The following is a 17,236-nucleotide window of genomic DNA, read 5'->3' as shown; positions in this document are numbered from 1 at the left end:
CACGACATGGCCCAGCACGCTACCGCCTCCCATGCGGCGTCCGCCTCCGGCCGGGGCTGCGCGCCGGCGCAGCCCCTCATGTTCGGCCCGGGCTCGCGCCAGCTATTCGGCCTGTTCCATCCGGCGGACGAGGCGCGCGCCGACGACAGCGCGGTGCTCGTCTGCCCGCCGTTCGGACAGGAGGGCCTGCGCACCCACCGCTTCTTCAAGGTGCTGGCCGAACGCTTCGCTCGTGCCGGCATCGCCACGCTGCGCTTCGATTTCCACGGCACGGGCGATTCGCCCGGCGATGAGAGCCAGGGCGAACTCGACGGCTGGCGGCGCGACCTGTGCGCGGCCCACGAGGAACTGCGCCGGCGCGCACCGGGCAAGCGCATCGTCTGGGTCGGCGCGCGCCTGGGGGCCACGCTCGCGGTGCTGGCGGCGCGCAACGGGCGCTGCGACCCGGTGCGCCTGGTGCTGTGGGAGCCGGTGATCGATGGGCGCCGCTACGCGCGCTTCCTGCGCGAGCAGCACGTGGCCGCGATCGATGCGAGCTTCTGCATTCCCGACCTCTCGTGGCGCAGGAGCCTCGGCCGCGATCCCGCCGCATTGCCCGAGGAGGCACTGGGCGCCCTGCTCTCGCCGGCGCTGCGCGAGCAGTTGGGCGCGCTCACGCCGGACGCACTGCCGCTCACCGCGCTGCACGACACGCTGGTGCTGACGCCGCCCGACGACACCCACACGCCCCAATGGGCGGCCGAGCAGCAATCGCGCCACATGCCGGTGCGGCTCGCGTATTTCCAGCACCGGCTCGACTGGACGGCGGACCCCTATCCCAACAGCGCCATGGTTCCGTCCGACGCGCTCAACCGCCTGCAAGGGGCTCTCCATGAATGACGCAGCGCACCTCACGCCCATGACGCACACCCCGGTCCGCTTCGGGGCGGACAACGCGCTGGTCGGCATGGTCACGGCGCCCGCGGGCCAGGCGCCCGCCGCGGTGGCCTGCCTCATGTTCAACATGGGTGCCAACCACCGGGTCGGGCCGCGCCGCATCAACGTCAAGCTGGCGCATGCGCTGGCGGCGCGCGGTGTGTCGAGCCTTCGCTTCGACCTGGGCGGCATCGGCGACAGCGATGCGCCGGCAGACGCCGCCGATCTCTCGGTGCGTGCGCTGCGGGACCTGCAGGCCGGCATGGACCTGCTGCAGAGCATGCAGGGCATCGGACAGTTCGCGATCGTGGGCATGTGCTCGGGCGCGGAGCACGCCATGTCCATCGCCGCGGTCGATGCGCGCGTGATCGGCCTGTCGCTGTTCGACGGCTATGCCTTTCCGCAGCGGCGCACGCGCTGGGAACGCACGCTGCGGCGCGCGCTGGCCGCGCCGGCGCACCCCTCGTTCGCGGGCAAGACGCAGCGCTGGCTCAAGCGCCGGCTCCTTCGCAGCGAAGCGGCCAAGCCGATGCCGGGCTTTTTCACCGAGGAGGCATCGCTGGCGGAAACCCAGGCCTGGTTCGGCCGGACGATGGCGCTGCTGACCGAGCGGCACGTCGCGCTGCAGCTCCTGTACTCGGGATCGCTGCATGTGTGCGACCGCGACCGCGACCAGCTCGGCCCCTTCCGCGGCGAACCGTTCGCACAGTCGCTGCACTACGAATTCATGCGCGAGGTCGACCACACGGTCTGCACGGCCAAGGGCCAGCAGCAGTACCTGCGCACCGTGGGCGACTGGGTCGCCGAGCGCTGCTTCGGCACCGGCACGGAACGGCGCGGCGCGAGCCGCCCGGCCGCGGGCGTCGCCCGCCCCATGCCGGCCAAGTGGGCCGCGCCCTGACCTCATGAATCCCTCATGACCCCCTGACCTCATCACACCCGATCCCCCGATCACCCGATCCACACCAGCCAAGGAGAACCTCATGAACCGCACCGAACCAGCGAGTGCGCCGCAGGGCGCCCGCGTTCCGTTCTTCACCGGATCCGCAAGCCGCGGCGCCCGCGCCTCGTTCGCTGCGGCGCGGATCCGATGGATTGGGCTGTCGATGCTGCTGTCGCTCGGGCTGTGCGGCTGCGCGCCGGGCTTCGGCACGCCGGGCATGCTGCGTTCGTCGGACGGCTCCGTCGGCACCGGCAAGGTGACGACGATCACGCCCGAGCTGATCCAGGCGCAGAACGCGCGCAACACCGGCCTCCCGCCCGAGGTGCGCGCGCTGTTCGGCCGCGCCAGGTCCTACACCATCGGGCCGGGCGACGTGGTGGGCGTCATCGTCTACGACCATCCCGAGCTGCTGCCCAATGCGGGCGCGGTGATCGCGCAGCAGAGCGACCCCACCGGCGTGACCGTGGCGCCCGGCTTCATCGTCGATGCCGCGGGCGAGATCAGCTTTCCGTACATCGGCCGCACGAAGCTGCAGGGCCTCACCGAGAGCGAGGCCTCGGAGCTGATCGCGCGGCGCATCCGCGGCTTCGTGAAGGCGCCGCAGGTCAGCGTGCGCATCCAGTCGTTCCGCAGCCAGCGCGCCTACGTGGAGGGCGAGGTGCGCGCGCCCGGGCTGCAGATCTTCACCGACGTGCCGATGACGCTCTCGGAAGCGCTCAACCGCGCCGGCAGCATCACCGCCGCGGGCGACCGCTCGCAGGTGCTGCTCACCCGCGGCGACCGCACGGTGGCGATCGACCTGCTGGCGCTCAAGCGCTACGGCGCGGACGCCAACAACATCCCGCTGCGCAACGGCGACGTGGTGTACGTGGGCGCCCGCGACGACAGCCGGGTCTACGTGATGGGCGAGATCCTGCGGCCCTCGGCGCTCCTGATGCGCAACGGCCGGCTGAGCCTGAACGAGGCGCTCGGCGATGCGGGCGGGCCCGACCTGTTCTCGTCCGACCCGGGGCAGATCTACGTGATCCGGAACGCACGGCGTGCCGACAGCGCGCTCGATACCGCCGATGCGACCGGCACGTCCGGCACATCCAGCACCTCCGACGGGCCGGAGATCTTCAACATCAATGCAAAGAACCCCGCCGCGCTCGCGCTGGCCGACCGCTTCGAGCTGAAGCCGCGCGACGTGGTCTACGTGGACCGCGTGCCGCTGGTCTCGTGGAACCGGGTCGCGAGCCTGATCCTGCCGGCCGCCCAGGTCGTGAACCTCGCGCGCGACACCGCGCGCAGCAGGTAGGCCGCCGCGCCCCTCTCATCCCACCCGCACACCCGACACGGAAAGAAGGTGACCCCATGAACGCCCGCTGGTACCCCCCGCTTCCCGCACCCCAGGGCGCGGAACCCGACCGGCCCCGCTCGGGGCCGAGGGAATACATCGACATCCTGCTCGACCATCGATGGCTGATTGCCGCGATCACCGCCGCGGCGCTGCTGGTGGGCGCGTGCTACGCGCTCTTCGGGCCGCGGGTGTACGAGGCGAACGTGCTGATCCAGGTGGAGGACGCCGACCGCTCCTCCACGCCCGCCGATGCCGCGGTCAACGGGGTGAGCGTGAAGACGCCGACCTCGGGCGAGGCCGAGATCCTGAAGTCGCGCATGGTGCTCGGCCAGGCGATCGAGAACACCCGCCTCTTCATCGAGGCGCAGCCGCACTACCTGCCGCTGGTGGGCGACTTCATCGCCCGGCATTCGACCGAACTCTCGAGCCCGGGCTTCCTCGGCCTGGGCGGCTGGGTGACCGGCACCGAGCGGATCGCGGTCGCGCAGATGGACGTGCCGCCGGCGTTCGAAGGCAAGCGCTTCCTGCTCACCGCCGGCGAGAACGGCAGCTACACGCTCACGCATCCGGACCTCGCCACACCGCTGCAGGGACGCGTGGGCGTGCCGCTCGAAGCCTCGGTGCCGGGCGGCGCGATCCGCCTGCTGGTGGGCTCGTTCGAGGCCCGCCCCGGCGGCGCCTTCGAGCTCACCCGCCGCTCCAGGCAGCTCGTGCTGCTGGAGCTGCAGAACGACCTGCGCGTGATCGAGAAAGGCAAGCAGTCCGGCGTGATGGACGTGAGCTGGCAGACCGGCAACCGGACGCAGCTGACCGACCTGCTCAACGAGGTGTCGCGCCTCTACGTGCGGCAGAACATCGACCAGAAGACCGCGCAGGCCGAGCGCACGCTCGACTTTCTGGGCACCGAGCTGCCGAAGTTCAGGCAGCAGCTGGAGCAGTCGGAGGAGGTCTACAACCAGTACCGCAACCAGAACGGAACCATCAGCCTGGACGACGAGGCCCGCAACGCCCTCGCGCAGAACCTCGACCTGCAGTCCAAGCTCTTCGATGCGCGCCTGAAGCGCCTGGACCTCACCAGCCGCTTCACCGCCCAGCATCCGGTGGTGATGACGCTGGATGCGCAGATCGCCTCGCTGCGCAGGGAACTCGGCGCGGTGGACAGCCGCATCCGCCGCATGCCGATGCTGCAGCAGAACTCGGTGCGCATGCAGCGCGACATCAAGGTCAACACCGACCTGTATGCGTCGCTGCTGAACAGTTCGCTGCAGATGCGGCTGGCGCGCGAAGGCAGGATCGGCAACGTCCGCGTGCTCGACCCCGCGCTGCTGCCCGAGAAGCCGGTGCGGCCCAAGGCGGCCATCGTGATGGCGCTCGCGCTGGTGGCGGGCCTGTTCCTCGGCGCGGCCACCGCGATCCTGCGCAAGACGCTCAAGCGCACGGTTGCCAGCCCCGAAGAGATCGAGGCGCACACCGGCCTGGACGTCTACAGCACGATCGCGCTCAGCCTGCAGCAGGCCCGCCTCGACCGCGCCATCCGCCAGGGAAAGCCGGGCGTGAAGGTGCTCGCGGCGCTGCATCCGGAAGATGCGGCGCTGGAGGGCGTGCGCCGGCTGCGCACCACGCTGCGCTTCACGATGCTGGGGGCGCCGAACAACCGCATCCTGCTGACCAGCGCCACGCCGGGCGCGGGCAAGACCTTCGTCTCGGCGAACCTGGCCGCCATGCTCGCGGCCTCGGGCAAGCGCGTGCTGCTGATCGATGCCGACGTGCGCCGCGGCAGCCTCGCGGCGCAGTTCGGGCTGGCGCATGACAAGGGCCTCGCGGAGCTCATCGCCGGCAGCGCGACGCTCTCGCAGGCCACGCATGCGCAGGTGCTGCCGCACCTGGACGTGATCACCAGCGGCACGCTGCCGCAGGACCCGGCCACGGCCCTCGCGGGCGATGCGTTCACGCAATTGCTCGCCACGCTTTCGGCGCGCTACGACATCGTGCTCATCGATGCGCCCCCCATCCTTTGGGCGACCGAAACCGTGGCGATGGCATCGGCCATGGGCACGCTGCTGCTGCTGGCCCGCGCGGGCGAGAGCCAACTGGGCGACCTGTTGGAAAGCGCCAAGCGGCTCGCACACGTGGGCGCGTCGTTCCACGGCGTGGTGCTCAACGGGCTGGACGCACGGCAGCAGCGCTACGGCAGCTACGGCTACGGATATGGCGTCTACCGCGTCCCTCCGCAGGCCTACCCGGCCCTCGGCCACACCCGCCGGCCCGAGCCGGAGCACGCCGCATCATGAATACGCTGCACTCCGGAACGCAGGGGAGCGGCGCGCCCTCGTCCGCAGCCGCGCCGCCCGGCGCCCATGCCGGCGGGACGGCACCACTGGGCGGCTCGCGGCTGCTGCGCGGCAGCAAGCGCGCGGTGGACATCCTCATGGCGGGCACCTTCTTCGTGTGCTTCGGCTGGGCCTATGCGCTCATCTGGGCGGGCGTGCTGCTCACTTCGGGCAGCCCGGCCATCTACATGCAGCCGCGCTACGGCCGCAACGGCAAGGTGTTCCGCTTCTACAAGTTCCGCACCATGGTGCCCGACGCCGATGCGGTGCTGGCGCGGCACCTGCGCGAGAACGAAGACGCGCGGCGCGAGTGGCACAAGTTCCAGAAGCTGGCGCACGACCCGCGCATCACCCGTCTGGGCGCGTTCCTTCGCAAGTACAGCATCGACGAGTTCCCTCAGTTCTGGAACGTGCTCAAGGGCGACATGAGCATGGTCGGCCCGCGCCCCTGCATGTTCGCGCAGAAGGGCCTGTACGGGCCGTACTGGAACCACTACTGCGCGGTGCGCCCCGGCATCACCGGCCTCTGGCAGATCAGCGGACGCAACGAGGTGAGCTACCGCCGCCGCGCGGCGATGGACGCCGAGTACGTGGCCACGCTGTCGGTGCTGGGCGACATGGCGATCGTGCTGAAGACCTTCGGCGTCGTCGCGGGAGCGCGCGGCTCGCGCTGAGCCAGCCCCGTCACAGATTTTTTCCTCTCCTCCGATTCATCAACTCCTTCACCGAAAGAACGATATGCGTATCTATGTTGCAGGTCATCGCGGGATGGTGGGCCAGACGCTCACGAGGCGGCTGGTCGAACTCGGCCACGAGGTGGTGACGCGATCGCGCGCGGAACTCGATCTGCTGGACCAGGCGGCGGTCGCGCGCTTCTTTGCGACCGAGCGCATCGACCAGGTCTACGTGGCGGCCGCCAAGGTAGGCGGCATCCACGCCAACATGACCTACCCCGCGCAGTTCATCTACGAGAACCTGCTGATCGCGGCCAACATCACGCACCAGGCGTTCGTCTCGGACGTGAAGCGGCTGCTGTTTCTTGGATCGAGCTGCATCTACCCGCGGCTGGCCGACCAACCGATCCGCGAGGACGCGCTGCTCACCGGCAAGCTGGAGCCCACCAACGAGCCCTATGCGATCGCCAAGATCGCGGGCATCAAGCTCTGCGAAAGCTACAACCGGCAGTACGGCGCCACACACGGCATCGACTACCGCAGCGTGATGCCGAGCAACCTCTACGGCCCCGGCGACAACTACCACCTGGAGAACAGCCATGTGGTGCCCGCGCTGATCCAGCGCTTCCACCTGGCCAAGATCAGCCGCGCACCGAGCGTGCTGATCTGGGGCAGCGGCCGCGCGCGGCGCGAGTTCCTGTATGTGGACGACATGGTCGAAGGCTGCCTCGATGTGATGAACCTGCCGCGCGCGGCCTACGACCAGCACACCGACCCGATGCGCGGCCACATCAACCTGGGCACCGGCGAGGACGTGTCGATCGCCGAGCTGGTCGAGCAGATCCGCGAGACGGTGGGCTACGAGGGCAGCATCCGCTACGACCTCGCGCAGCCCGACGGCGCGCCGCGCAAGCTCTTGGACGTGTCGCGCGCCGCCACCTTCGGCTGGCGCGCCACGGTGCCGCTGGCCGAGGGCCTGCGCCGCACCTACGCGGACTACCAGAAGGCCACGCGGCCGGTCGACGCGATCGCCGAGCACGCCTGACGCGCGCGCACACCACACGGAAGCAGCCATGAGAACCCTCACCTTCTGGTGCGGCATCGCCGCTGCCCTGCTCTGCGGGCTGGTCGACCCGGTCTGGGGCTACTGGGCCGTGTTCGTGCTGGCGGCGGTGCAGCTGTCGATGCTCGGCGCCGCGGGCGACAGCGTGTTCCTGCTGATCCACTACACGGTGGTTCTCATCTACTTCTCGCTCGCCCCGGCGATGCAGATCGCCGCGGACGTCGACTTCTGGGAAGTGGGCATCCTCGGCAGCGCGGCGCACACGCAGGCGCTGATGCTGCTCCTGCTGTACATGGCCGGCGTGGAGGCCGCGCGCCTGGGCACGCCCGCGCATCCGCCGGCGCGGGCGCTGCGTGGTGCCGATCGCGGCGCGGGCGTGGCCCATCCCTTTCTGCTGCTTTTGAGCTGCTCGCTCGCGGCGTTCGCGGCACTGTTCATCCGGCCCGACCTCAACTTCGTGGCGCGCGGCGTGGTCGCGGACGACGACAGCCTGCCGATCGACTTCATCGTCTATTCCACGATTCCCAAACTGGTGGTGCTGATGTGCTTCGTGGCGCTGGCGATCCACGCGGTGCGCCAGCGCACGCTGGGCGCCTGGTGCGCGGCGGGCCTGGCATTCGCGCTGGCCGCCCTGGCCGCGAACCCTGTCAATACGGCGCGCCAGATCATCCTCATCGGGCTCCTGCCGCTGCTCATCCATGCCATTGCGCGCAGCCACCGCTGGATGCTGTCGGCCGTGGTCTTCGGCGCCATCGCGGGCCTGGGCCCGGTGCTGAACCTGATCTCGCGCGACGCCATGTGGGGCGCGGGCCTGGAGTCGTTTCCGTTCAGCCAGGACTTCGACGCGATGTTCGTCATTGCGGGCCTCCTGGAGCGCGCGCCCTCGCCCGACGCCGGCCTCGGGCGCTACCTGCTGTCGGCCGTGTCGTTCTTCCTGCCGCGCGACCTGAAGATGTTTCCCGGCTTCGACCCGCTCGGCTGGTCGGCGGTGGCCGCCAATTTCTCGCAGCGCAACCTGTCGCTGCCGCCGTTCGCCACCGCGTACTTCGACTTCGGGCTGCTGGGGCCGGCGCTGCTGGGCTTCGCGATCTCGGCGGGCTTTCGCTGGGTCGACCGCATCGTCGATCCGCGCCGCGCGCTGACCGCCACCTACCTGTGCGCGCTGGTGATGCTCGCGGCCTACGTGCCGTTCATGCGCGGCCCGATCCTCGGCTGGGGGCCGTTCGCGGCCTCGGGGCTGATCGCGGCGCTGGTCGCGGGCAGCCTGAGTTCGTGGTTCCGGCGCACGGTGCGCGTACCGGTGCGGGAAGCGGCGCGCGAAACGGGCGCGGAGCCGGCGCTCGATGCGGCGCGCGCCGGCGCGCCCGCCGCGTGAAAGACGGAGAAGGAAAAGCGCCCATGGCCACCTATCTCTTCTACGACACCATCCGGCTGAACCGGTCGGCGGGCGGCGTGCTCAACGTGTCCGAAGTGCTTTTGCGCAGCATGCGCCTGTCGCCCGACGACCAGGTGCAGCCGGTGAGCGAGCGCCATCCGCTCGTCTATGCGGCGGCGCGCCGGCTGCGCATCAGCCGCTTCGTGCTGGACATCCTGCTCTACAACTTCCACCGCGTGCGCGCATGGTTCTCGGGCGAGCGGATGTTCTCGCTCTTCCCCAACTACTTCCTGCCGTTCTCGCCCTTCGGGCGCCACACCGATTCGATCGTGGTGGTGCACGACCTGCAGTACAAGTCCCACCCGCAGTACTTCACGCCGGCCAAGCGCCTGTGGCTCGACTGGAACCTGCGCCGCCTTGCGCGCAGCGCGGCCGACGTGGTGTTCATCAGCAGGAGCAGCCAGGAAGATTTCGAGCGGCACTTCGCGCGCTGCGCACGACCGGCGGTGATCTTCAATCCGGTGGACGCGGGACCGGGCGGCCGCAGCCGCGAGAACGCCGCCGACGGCGCCCGCACGCAGGGCGACCGCTACCTGATCGCGGCCTACCACTACTACCCGCACAAGAACTTCGGCGGCATCCTGAAGCTGTTCGAGCGCATGAAGCGCGAAGGCCTGGTCGACCACCTCGACATCACCGGCAACGGCGCGGCCGAGATCGAACGGATGATCGCCGCCCAGGCGCCGGCCCTGCGGGGCAGCGTGCGGCACCGCGGACTGGTTCCGCGCGACGAACTGTTCCGGCTGTACCGCGGGGCGGCGGCGTTCATCTCGCTGTCCACCTCGGAGGGCTTCAACCTCTCGGCGGCCGAGGCGGCCACGCTGGGCGTGCCGTTGCTGCTCTCGGACATTCCGGTGCACCGGGAGCTGTTCTCCGGCTACGCCTTCTTCATCGGCAGCGAGCGCTGCGATCTCGCACCGGTCGGGCGCTACCTCGCCGACCACCAGCGCACGCGCCCGACCTGGCAGCACTCGCGCGACTGCGTGCCGAGCGCGGTGGCCGCAAGCTACTTCACGCTGAAGCGCCGGCCCGCTCCGCTGACGGAGGCGATGCAATGACGAAACGCGTGTGCCCATGGGTCGCTCCCGTTCTGCTTCGCGGGCTCGCCGCCGTCGCGCTCGCGATGGCCGCGTGGGCATGGCACATGCCTGCGCAGGCGGGAGCGCTCAAGGTTCAACGGGTCGTCCCCGCTCCAGCCGCTCCCTCCCCTGAACCCGGCAAGGCCGGCCCGCCCGCCCCCAGTTTCGGCGTGATGGTGCATTACCTGCCCGACAAGCAGTCCGCCGGCGAACTCGCGCGCTTCGACGCCGAGGCGCTGGCGGACTCGCTCGCCGAGATGCGCGCGAGCTACCTCATCCTCACGCTCGGGCAGAACAACGGCCAGTACATCGCGCCGAATGCCGCGCTGGAAACGCTGTGCCCGCGCAGCGCCAGGAACCGCGCGCCGCGCGACCTGCCCCTGGCGATCGGCCGCGCGCTGCAGCGCCGGGACATCGCGCTCATCCTGTACCTGCCGTTCCGAGCGCCCCAAGCGGACCCGTACCTCATGGAATGCCTGGGCGATGTTTCGGAGCAACTGCCGCCGCCGCCGCGCTTCATCGCCGCGTGGTCGGCGGTGATCAAGGACTGGTCGGACCACTACGGCCCGCTCGCCACCGGCTGGTGGTTCGACGGCGTCTACAACACCACCGGCATGACGGCGGACGACTGGGGCAAGCTGTGCGCGGCCGCCCGCAGCGGCGCATCGAACCGCTGGCTGGCCTTCAACGCCGGCGAGGGGCAGGCGCGCTTCAGCCTCAAGAGCGCGCCCTGCCAGAACCTCATGGCGGGCGAGTACCTGCAGCCCACCGCGCGCCTCGTGTCGCCGCCGTCCGAGCTGAGGCTGCATGTGCTCACGCCGCTGGGCACGCACTGGGGCCGGCCGAGCACGGCGCGCTTCTCGGCCGCGCGGCTGCGCGGCTGGATCGGCGACGCGACCGCCGCCGGCGGAATGCTCACGCTGGACCTGCCGCTGGACAGCAACTTCCATTTCCTGCCCGCGCACGTGGCCCTGGTGCGCAGCGCCACCGCGCCGCGGCCCTGAACACCCCGTTCGACAACCACCGCCCCGCCATGAACAACACCCCTGCCTTCATCGTCGTGGAAGACCGTCAGAACGACACGCTGCGCCTGTGCCGCGAGGCGGCCCTGCGCGCGGACGAACGCCTGCTCGTGCTGGGCGAGATCGAGGCCGGCTATGCGTACAAGCGCTTCTGCCAGGCCTATGTGCACCTGTCGAGCAACACGCCCGAGTTCGAGAAGATCTGCTTTCGGCGCTACTTCATCCTGGCCGGCTACCTGGCGGCGCATCCCGAGTGCCGCGAATTCGTGCTGATCGACAGCGACGTGCTGCTGTTTCGCGGCGCCGGCGCGCACATCGCGAAGCTGGTGGGAGGCGCCGGGTTCTCCGGCTCCTTCATCCGGCCGGCCGACGGCTGGAACCCCTGCCAGATCTCGCCGCACGTGAGCTACTGGAAGGCGACGGCGCTGCACGATTTCGTCGCCTGCCTCATCGAGACCTACACCACCCCGATGGGCTTGCAGCAGTTGCGAGACATCGCCGAGCGCTTCGCGGCGCGCGGCGTGCGCGGCGGCGTCTCGGACATGACGCTGCTCTACCTGTGGGCGCAGGCCACGGGCAACGCCGCGCCGATCAACCGGGTGTTCGAGGGCCAGGTGATCGACCACAACATCAACGGCGGAACCAACCATCTCGCACAGGAGTTCCACGTTCGCGGCGGGGCCAAGCGCCTCGCGTTCGTCGACGGCCGGCCTTGCTTGGAGACGCACGCCGGCGATGCGGTGCGGGTGCTCGCGCTGCATTTCCAGGGCTCCGCCAAGCGCGCGATGCGGCTTGCGCTGCACGGCCGGGTGCGCAGCGTCGCGGCGCTGACCTGGGCGCTGCAGATGGCGCGCCGGTCGAAGAACGCCGCATTCGGCCTGGCGATGCGGGTCCGGCGCGCGGCGGATGCGCCCAGCTTCGCCGCCGCGCCGGCGGAATTTCCCGCGGACCGGAACGCACCATGAAGCCGTCCGCCGGAGCCTCGTTCGCCCTGCCGGGCGCTCGCATCGCGCGGCGCCTGGGGCTGGGTGCGCTCGCCTCGCGGCTCTATGTGTACCTGTCGGGGTTTCTCGCGATCTTTCTCATGGCGGCCCAGGTCGCGCCCGCGCGCTTCGGCGAGTACTCGATCTACCAGTCGGTGCTCGAAGTGGCGCTGGTGGTGGGAACGCTGGGGAGCGCGCTGCTGTTCTCCCGCAACGCCGCGAAGGTTCCGCCCGCCGTGACGCGCGGCGACATGGTGCGCACGCTGGCCATCGGGCTGCCGCTCGCCCTCGCGCTCGCGGCCGTCATCGTGAGCGCGCAGCGGCTGCCGGTGATGGGCATGCCCTTCGCGCTGATCGCGGCGACGCTCGCGGTCTTCGCGTTCAACAGCCTGCGCCTGTCGTACAGCCGGGGCCTGGGCATCGCGGGGCTGCTGAACCTGGAGTCGGGCCTGCGCTCGACGCTGCTGGTGCTGGGCGTGGCCGCGCTCGCCGCGTTCAATGCCGAGATCGGCGTGGCGCAGTTGCTGGCCATCAACCTGGTCGCCTTCGTGCTCGTGGGCGCGGCCATCGGCCTGCCGATGAACGGCCCGGCGCCGCCGGCCGGAAAGCCCGCGCTCGGCCTCCCCTCGCAAGCCCATGCCACGGTGTATGCGCTGCTCACTTTCCTTCTGCGCAAGTCGGACCTGCTGGTCGTCGCCCTCTTCATGCCGCTGGGCTACGTGGGTGCGTTCAAGCTGGCCTTCCTGCTGGCCGAAGCGCCCTCGCAGTTCGTGCAGGCCTTTCTGGTCACCAAGACGCCGGCCATGCTGAACGCGACCTCGGGCGGTGCGGCCGCCGCCGCGACGCTGCGGCTCGCGCGGCATTCGTTCCTGCTCGGCTGCGTGCTCTTCGCGCTGCTCGCGGGCGTGCTGGCGGTGGCCGCGCCGCTGCTGAAGGTCGGCGGCGAGGCGCTGGGCATCTTCGTGTGCATCGCGCCCTACTTCCTGCTGCGCACCTACACGGTCCATCACGAAATGGTGCTGGCGCTCAACACGCCGATGGGCTTGCTCGGACGCTGGGCGCTGCTGGAGGTGGCGCTGCGCATGGCCTCCTACGGCGCCGTGATCGCGCTCTTTCCCGGCCGGCCGCACTACGTGTTCTTCGCCGCCTTTTTCTCCGACCTGCTGCTGTACGAGCTGCGCATGCGTGCGCTGTTCGGCTTCTTTCCGTTGCTTCGCCTGCTGCGCCAGGCCCATTGAAAACCGCCAAGAACCACAAAGACCATTGAAAGGCGCCCGTGAAAATCCTGCTGTATTCGATGAATTTCATGCCAGAGCTCGCGGGCATCGGCAAGTACTCCGGAGAGATGGCCGAATGGCTCGCGGGCCAGGGCCACGAGGTGCGCGTGATCGCGGCGCCGCCCTCCTTTCCGCAATGGAAGGTGTTCGAGGGGCACTCGTCCTGGGCCTACCGCAAGAGCGACATCAACGGCATCACCGTGTGGCGCGCGCCGACCTGGGTGCCCGCGCGGCCGCGCACGCTGGGGCGCATGGCGCACCTGTTCTCCTTCATGCTGTCGAGCATGCCGCTCTTGCTGGCGCAGGCACGCTGGAAGCCCGACCTCGTCTTCGTGGTGGAGCCGCCGCTGTTCTGCGCGCCCGCGGTGCTGTTCTTCTCGAAGCTGCTGGGCATCAAGTCGTGGCTGCACATCCAGGACTACGAGGTCGATGCGGCCTTCGGCCTGGGCTGGGTGCGCGGCGCCGGCGTACGGCGCTTTGCGCTGTCGCTCGAGCGCTGGCTGCTCACCCGGTTCAACCGCGTCTCCACCATCTCGGGCGCCATGGTCGAGAAGGCCCGGGGCAAGGGCATCGAGGAAGCCCGGCTGGTGCTGTTTCCGAACTGGGTGGATGTGTCGGCGATCCGCCCGGGTGCCGCATCCGCGGAAAGTCCGGAAAGCACCGCGGTTCGCGGCTACAGGGCCGAGTTGGGCATTCCAGCCGACGCGGTGGTCGTGCTCTATGCGGGCAGCCTCGGCTCCAAGCAGGGCATCGAACTGCTGGGCGAAGCCGCGCAGCAACTGGCGCATGCGCGCAGCATCCATTTCGTGATCTGCGGCAACGGGCCGAGCCGCGGCCCGCTGATGTCCGCCTGCATCCGCCTTCGCAACGTGCACTTCCTTGACCTGCAGCCGGCCGAGCGGCTCAACGAGCTGCTGGGCACGGCCGACATCCATGTGCTGCCGCAGCGCGCTGATGCCGCGGACCTCGTCATGCCTTCCAAGCTTGCCGGCATGCTGGCGAGCGGCAAGGCGGTGATCGTCACCGCGAACCGCGGCACCGAGCTCAGCCGCGTGATGGCCGACCGCGGCATCGTGGTGGCGCCGGGCGATGCGGCCGTGCTGGCCGATGCCATCGAGCAGCTCGCGCTCTCGCCCTCGGTGCGCGAGGCGCTGGGCGCGGCGGGCCGGGCGTTCGCCGAATCGGAACTCGACCAGCACGCGATCCTGTCGCGCTTCGAGCAAGAGATGTTTCGCTGCGTGGCCGGCACCGAAGCCGTGGCCGTCACCCCTTCTTCGCTGGGAGCCAAGGGATGAGCCACCCCAAGATCCTGGTGACCGGCGGCGCTGGCTTCATCGGCAGCCACGTCTGCGTGACGCTGATCGAGGCCGGCTTGCGCCCGGTGGTGCTGGACACGCTGGTCAACAGCGACCCGCGCTCGCTGCAGCGCGTGGCGAACATCACCGGCGTGGAGCCGCCGCTGGTGCGCGGAGATGTGCGCGATCCGGTGGCGCTGGACCGCGCATTCGCCGAGCATGGGTTCGACGCGGTGATGCATCTCGCGGGGCTGAAGGCGGTCGGCCAGTCGGTGAGCGATTCGATCGGCTACTACGACGTGAACGTGGCGGGCAGCCTCGCGCTGATCCGCGCCATGGAACGGGCGGGGGTGCGCACGCTGATCTTCTCGTCCTCGGCCACCGTCTACGGCGACAACCAGCACTCGCCCATCCGGGAGAGCGCGACGTATGCGGCCGTCAATCCTTATGGGCGCACCAAGGAGATGGTCGAGCGCATGGCCGCGGACCTCACCCGGGCCGACCAGCGCTGGGGCATCGCATGCCTGCGCTTCTTCAACCCCATCGGCGCGCACGAGAGCGGCCTCCTGGGCGAGCACCCGCACGGTCCGCCCGACAACCTGCTGCCGTACGTCGCGCAGGTCGCGGTGGGCGGGCGCGGGCATGTGGTGGTGCACGGCAACGACTACGAGACACCCGACGGCACCGGCGTGCGCGACTACGTGCACGTGATGGACGTGGCCGAGGGCCACCTGGCAGCGCTGCGGTATGCGGCCACGCACCGGGGGCTCCTCACGGTCAACCTGGGCACGGGCCGCGGCGCGTCGGTGCTGGAGGTGATCGCCGCGTTCGAACGAGCCGCGGGCCGGGAGATCCCGGTGCACATCGGGCCACGCCGTCCCGGCGATGCCGCCGCCTACTGGGCGGACGTGCAGCATGCCCGTGACCGGCTCGGCTGGCGCGCGCGCCGCAACCTGGACCAGATGTGCGCGGACTGCTGGCGCTGGCAGCTCGCGAACCCGCGCGGCTTCGACGACCCGTCTCCCGAGCTCACCGCAAAAAGACTGGCGGCCGCATGACCGCCCGCACCGCCTCCGAAAAAACCAGAACCGCGTGCACCGACTTGGTTCCACGCCAGACGGTGTACGCCAAAGTGCGAGTGAACCAAAGCGCCATTCCCAGCCAAAAAGAGGTGCCTTGTTATCTTTTTGTTGCTAAAACAATCGTTTGCCAACTCACCAACCTGGGGCATTGACAATGTTTGATAACAGTTCGATTCCAATTTCCAGTGAGAAACCTCCTGTCGCGATGGCCGATCGCCGCTCGGGGTACGCCGCAGGCGTCTGCGTGCCGACGGCGATGCCATGGCCGGATTTCCTCACCGGCCAGGAAACCGCACCGGTGCGGGTGTTGCTGATCGACGACGACGAGTTCGTGCGCCGGGTGATCGCCCAGGAACTGCTGTCGGACATGCGCATCCAGCTCGAAGGCCAGGCCGACAGCATCCGCGAGGGGCGCAAGCTGCTGGCCCGGCACGAGTTCGACGTGCTGATGGTCGACCTGCGGCTGAGCGACGGCATGGGGTTCGAGCTGATCAGCGAAGCGCGCAGCCACCAGAGCAACGGCGAGATCATCGTGATCTCGGCGCTCGAGGACGATTCGCACGTGCTGCGCGCCTTCGAACTCGGCGCCACGGGCTACCTGCTCAAGAACGCGTGGCTCCAGAGTTTTGCCGAGGCGGTGCTGCATGTGGTGAACGGCGGCGCCGCCATCACGCCCCGGCTTGCGCGGCGGCTGCTGCACCGGCTCAACAACAACCATCGTCACGCGCACCAGGGTGATCCCGCCGGCCACGCGCCGCCGCCTCGACAGCCCGGGCGCGACGCGACGCTGACGCCGCGCGAGAGCGAGATCCTGCGCTTCGTGGCCTGCGGCTACGTGTCGGCCGAAATCGGCGAGCGGCTAGGCATCACTTGGCAGACGGTCAACGTGCACATCAAGAGCATCTACAAGAAGCTGCATGTGCATTCGCGCGCGCAGGCCGTGAACTTCGCCGTTCACACCGGCCTCATCTGAGCGGCGGGACCTGGCGCGCCGCACCCTCCGATCCGAAACGGGAGTTTCCTCATGCCATCCGAAGCATATGACCCGGTCCTCTCGGCCACGCTGGCCGAGCGACAGAGGATCGCCAACGACCTGCACGACGGCGTTGCCTCGCGCCTGATGATGCTGCTGGCCAGCCTTCCTCCGCACGGCCATGCGAACAGGCAGATCGCGCACGGCCTGCAGGAATGCCTGCTCGAGTTGCAGATGACCGTGGACGGGCTCAGCGCCGAATGCATGTCGCTCGGCGAAATGCTGGGCAACCTTCGCTACCGCTTCGAGCCGGCCTTCAGGCGCAGCGGCATCGCGTTCCAGTGGCAGGTGTCCGACCTCCCGTCCGCGGCAAGAGACGACGACTGCCGCACGAATCACGAACTCTGCAAGATCGTGCAGGAGGCGCTTGCCAATGCGCTGCGCCACTCCGGCGCCCGCCATGTGCACGTGCGGCTCGCCAGGGACGGCACAGATGGCGCAGACGGCATGCTCGCGCTGGAGGTGCGAGACGACGGCCGCGGGCTGCCCGGCTCCGGCCGGCACGAACCCGGCGCGGCGCGCCCCAAGGCCGGGGGGCTGCGCAACATGCGCGCGCGCGCCGAAGCCATTGGCGCCGGCATCAGCATCGCGAACCTGTCGCCACGCGGCTTGCGGGTGAGCGTGACCCTGCCGCTCGAACGCATGCCGCCCGCCGCCGAAACCGCCCTGGCGTCGCCCCGGTAGCGCGCGGCACCCCGGCGCCCACAGGTTTGCTTCGAGCTTTCCGCTTCGAACCGCTCCTTCTTCTTCACCAACTCCGAAAAAG

General features: G+C 69.8%; 16 protein-coding genes. All 16 read left to right on the top strand.

Translation table 11 applies throughout. The features are described 5' to 3' along the window. The first annotated feature begins 6 nt into the window (after positions 1 to 6). The 16 genes from VARPA_RS14405 (at position 7) to VARPA_RS14335 (ending at position 17,154) form a co-directional block, all read left to right on the top strand. Positions 7 to 879, top strand: a complete 873-nt coding sequence (locus VARPA_RS14405; protein ID WP_013541305.1) for a serine aminopeptidase domain-containing protein — start codon at positions 7 to 9, stop codon at positions 877 to 879. Continuing rightward, complete coding sequence (locus VARPA_RS14400) at positions 872 to 1,816, top strand: alpha/beta fold hydrolase (RefSeq protein ID WP_013541304.1); 945 nt, start codon at positions 872 to 874, stop codon at positions 1,814 to 1,816. Before VARPA_RS14405 ends, VARPA_RS14400 begins: the two co-directional genes overlap by 8 nt. 82 nt (positions 1,817 to 1,898) lie before the next feature. Then, on the top strand, positions 1,899 to 3,155 hold the full coding sequence (locus tag VARPA_RS14395) for a polysaccharide biosynthesis/export family protein (protein WP_013541303.1): 1,257 nt from the start codon (positions 1,899 to 1,901) through the stop codon (positions 3,153 to 3,155). Between the two features lie 56 nt (positions 3,156 to 3,211). Beyond that, positions 3,212 to 5,488 carry a polysaccharide biosynthesis tyrosine autokinase gene (locus VARPA_RS14390; RefSeq protein ID WP_013541302.1) on the top strand — a complete coding sequence of 759 codons (2,277 nt, stop codon included), beginning with the start codon at positions 3,212 to 3,214 and terminating at the stop codon, positions 5,486 to 5,488. Continuing rightward, positions 5,485 to 6,201, top strand: coding sequence for a sugar transferase (locus tag VARPA_RS14385; RefSeq protein ID WP_013541301.1), 717 nt, complete (start codon positions 5,485 to 5,487; stop codon positions 6,199 to 6,201). The genes VARPA_RS14390 and VARPA_RS14385 overlap by 4 nt, the downstream gene beginning before the upstream one ends. A 64-nt stretch (positions 6,202 to 6,265) precedes the next feature. Further along, entirely contained in the window at positions 6,266 to 7,246 is a 981-nt protein-coding gene (locus tag VARPA_RS14380; RefSeq protein WP_013541300.1) for a GDP-L-fucose synthase family protein, read from the top strand. Between the two features lie 28 nt (positions 7,247 to 7,274). After that, positions 7,275 to 8,639, top strand: a complete 1,365-nt coding sequence (locus tag VARPA_RS14375) for a hypothetical protein (protein ID WP_013541299.1) — start codon at positions 7,275 to 7,277, stop codon at positions 8,637 to 8,639. A 23-nt stretch (positions 8,640 to 8,662) separates the two neighbouring features. Next, a complete protein-coding gene (locus VARPA_RS14370) occupies positions 8,663 to 9,757 on the top strand; it encodes a glycosyltransferase (RefSeq protein ID WP_013541298.1) in 1,095 nt (364 codons plus the stop codon). Further along, positions 9,754 to 10,782: a hypothetical protein gene (locus VARPA_RS14365; protein ID WP_013541297.1), complete on the top strand. Its 1,029-nt coding sequence runs from the start codon at positions 9,754 to 9,756 to the stop codon at positions 10,780 to 10,782. Before VARPA_RS14370 ends, VARPA_RS14365 begins: the two co-directional genes overlap by 4 nt. 29 nt (positions 10,783 to 10,811) lie before the next feature. Further along, a complete protein-coding gene (locus VARPA_RS14360) occupies positions 10,812 to 11,765 on the top strand; it encodes a hypothetical protein (protein ID WP_013541296.1) in 954 nt (317 codons plus the stop codon). Further along, positions 11,762 to 13,021 carry a polysaccharide biosynthesis protein gene (locus VARPA_RS14355; protein ID WP_013541295.1) on the top strand — a complete coding sequence of 420 codons (1,260 nt, stop codon included), beginning with the start codon at positions 11,762 to 11,764 and terminating at the stop codon, positions 13,019 to 13,021. The genes VARPA_RS14360 and VARPA_RS14355 overlap by 4 nt, the downstream gene beginning before the upstream one ends. Positions 13,022 to 13,059: 38 nt before the next feature. After that, positions 13,060 to 14,355, top strand: coding sequence for a glycosyltransferase WbuB (locus VARPA_RS14350; RefSeq protein WP_013541294.1), 1,296 nt, complete (start codon positions 13,060 to 13,062; stop codon positions 14,353 to 14,355). Then, complete coding sequence (galE, locus tag VARPA_RS14345) at positions 14,352 to 15,413, top strand: UDP-glucose 4-epimerase GalE (protein WP_013541293.1); 1,062 nt, start codon at positions 14,352 to 14,354, stop codon at positions 15,411 to 15,413. Before VARPA_RS14350 ends, galE begins: the two co-directional genes overlap by 4 nt. Continuing rightward, complete coding sequence (locus VARPA_RS31095; protein WP_013541292.1) at positions 15,410 to 15,589, top strand: hypothetical protein; 180 nt, start codon at positions 15,410 to 15,412, stop codon at positions 15,587 to 15,589. The genes galE and VARPA_RS31095 overlap by 4 nt, the downstream gene beginning before the upstream one ends. A gap of 53 nt (positions 15,590 to 15,642) precedes the next feature. After that, a complete protein-coding gene (locus VARPA_RS14340; RefSeq protein ID WP_013541291.1) occupies positions 15,643 to 16,410 on the top strand; it encodes a response regulator in 768 nt (255 codons plus the stop codon). Between the two features lie 51 nt (positions 16,411 to 16,461). Continuing rightward, positions 16,462 to 17,154, top strand: coding sequence for a sensor histidine kinase (locus tag VARPA_RS14335; RefSeq protein WP_013541290.1), 693 nt, complete (start codon positions 16,462 to 16,464; stop codon positions 17,152 to 17,154). Positions 17,155 to 17,236: the final 82 nt, after the last annotated feature.

Origin of the sequence: Variovorax paradoxus EPS, assembly GCF_000184745.1 — a bacterium.
Classification (GTDB): Bacteria; Pseudomonadota; Gammaproteobacteria; order Burkholderiales; family Burkholderiaceae_C; genus Variovorax; species Variovorax paradoxus_C.
Note: the sequence above shows the minus strand (reverse complement) of the source record. Positions and strands in the feature narration are given on the sequence as shown.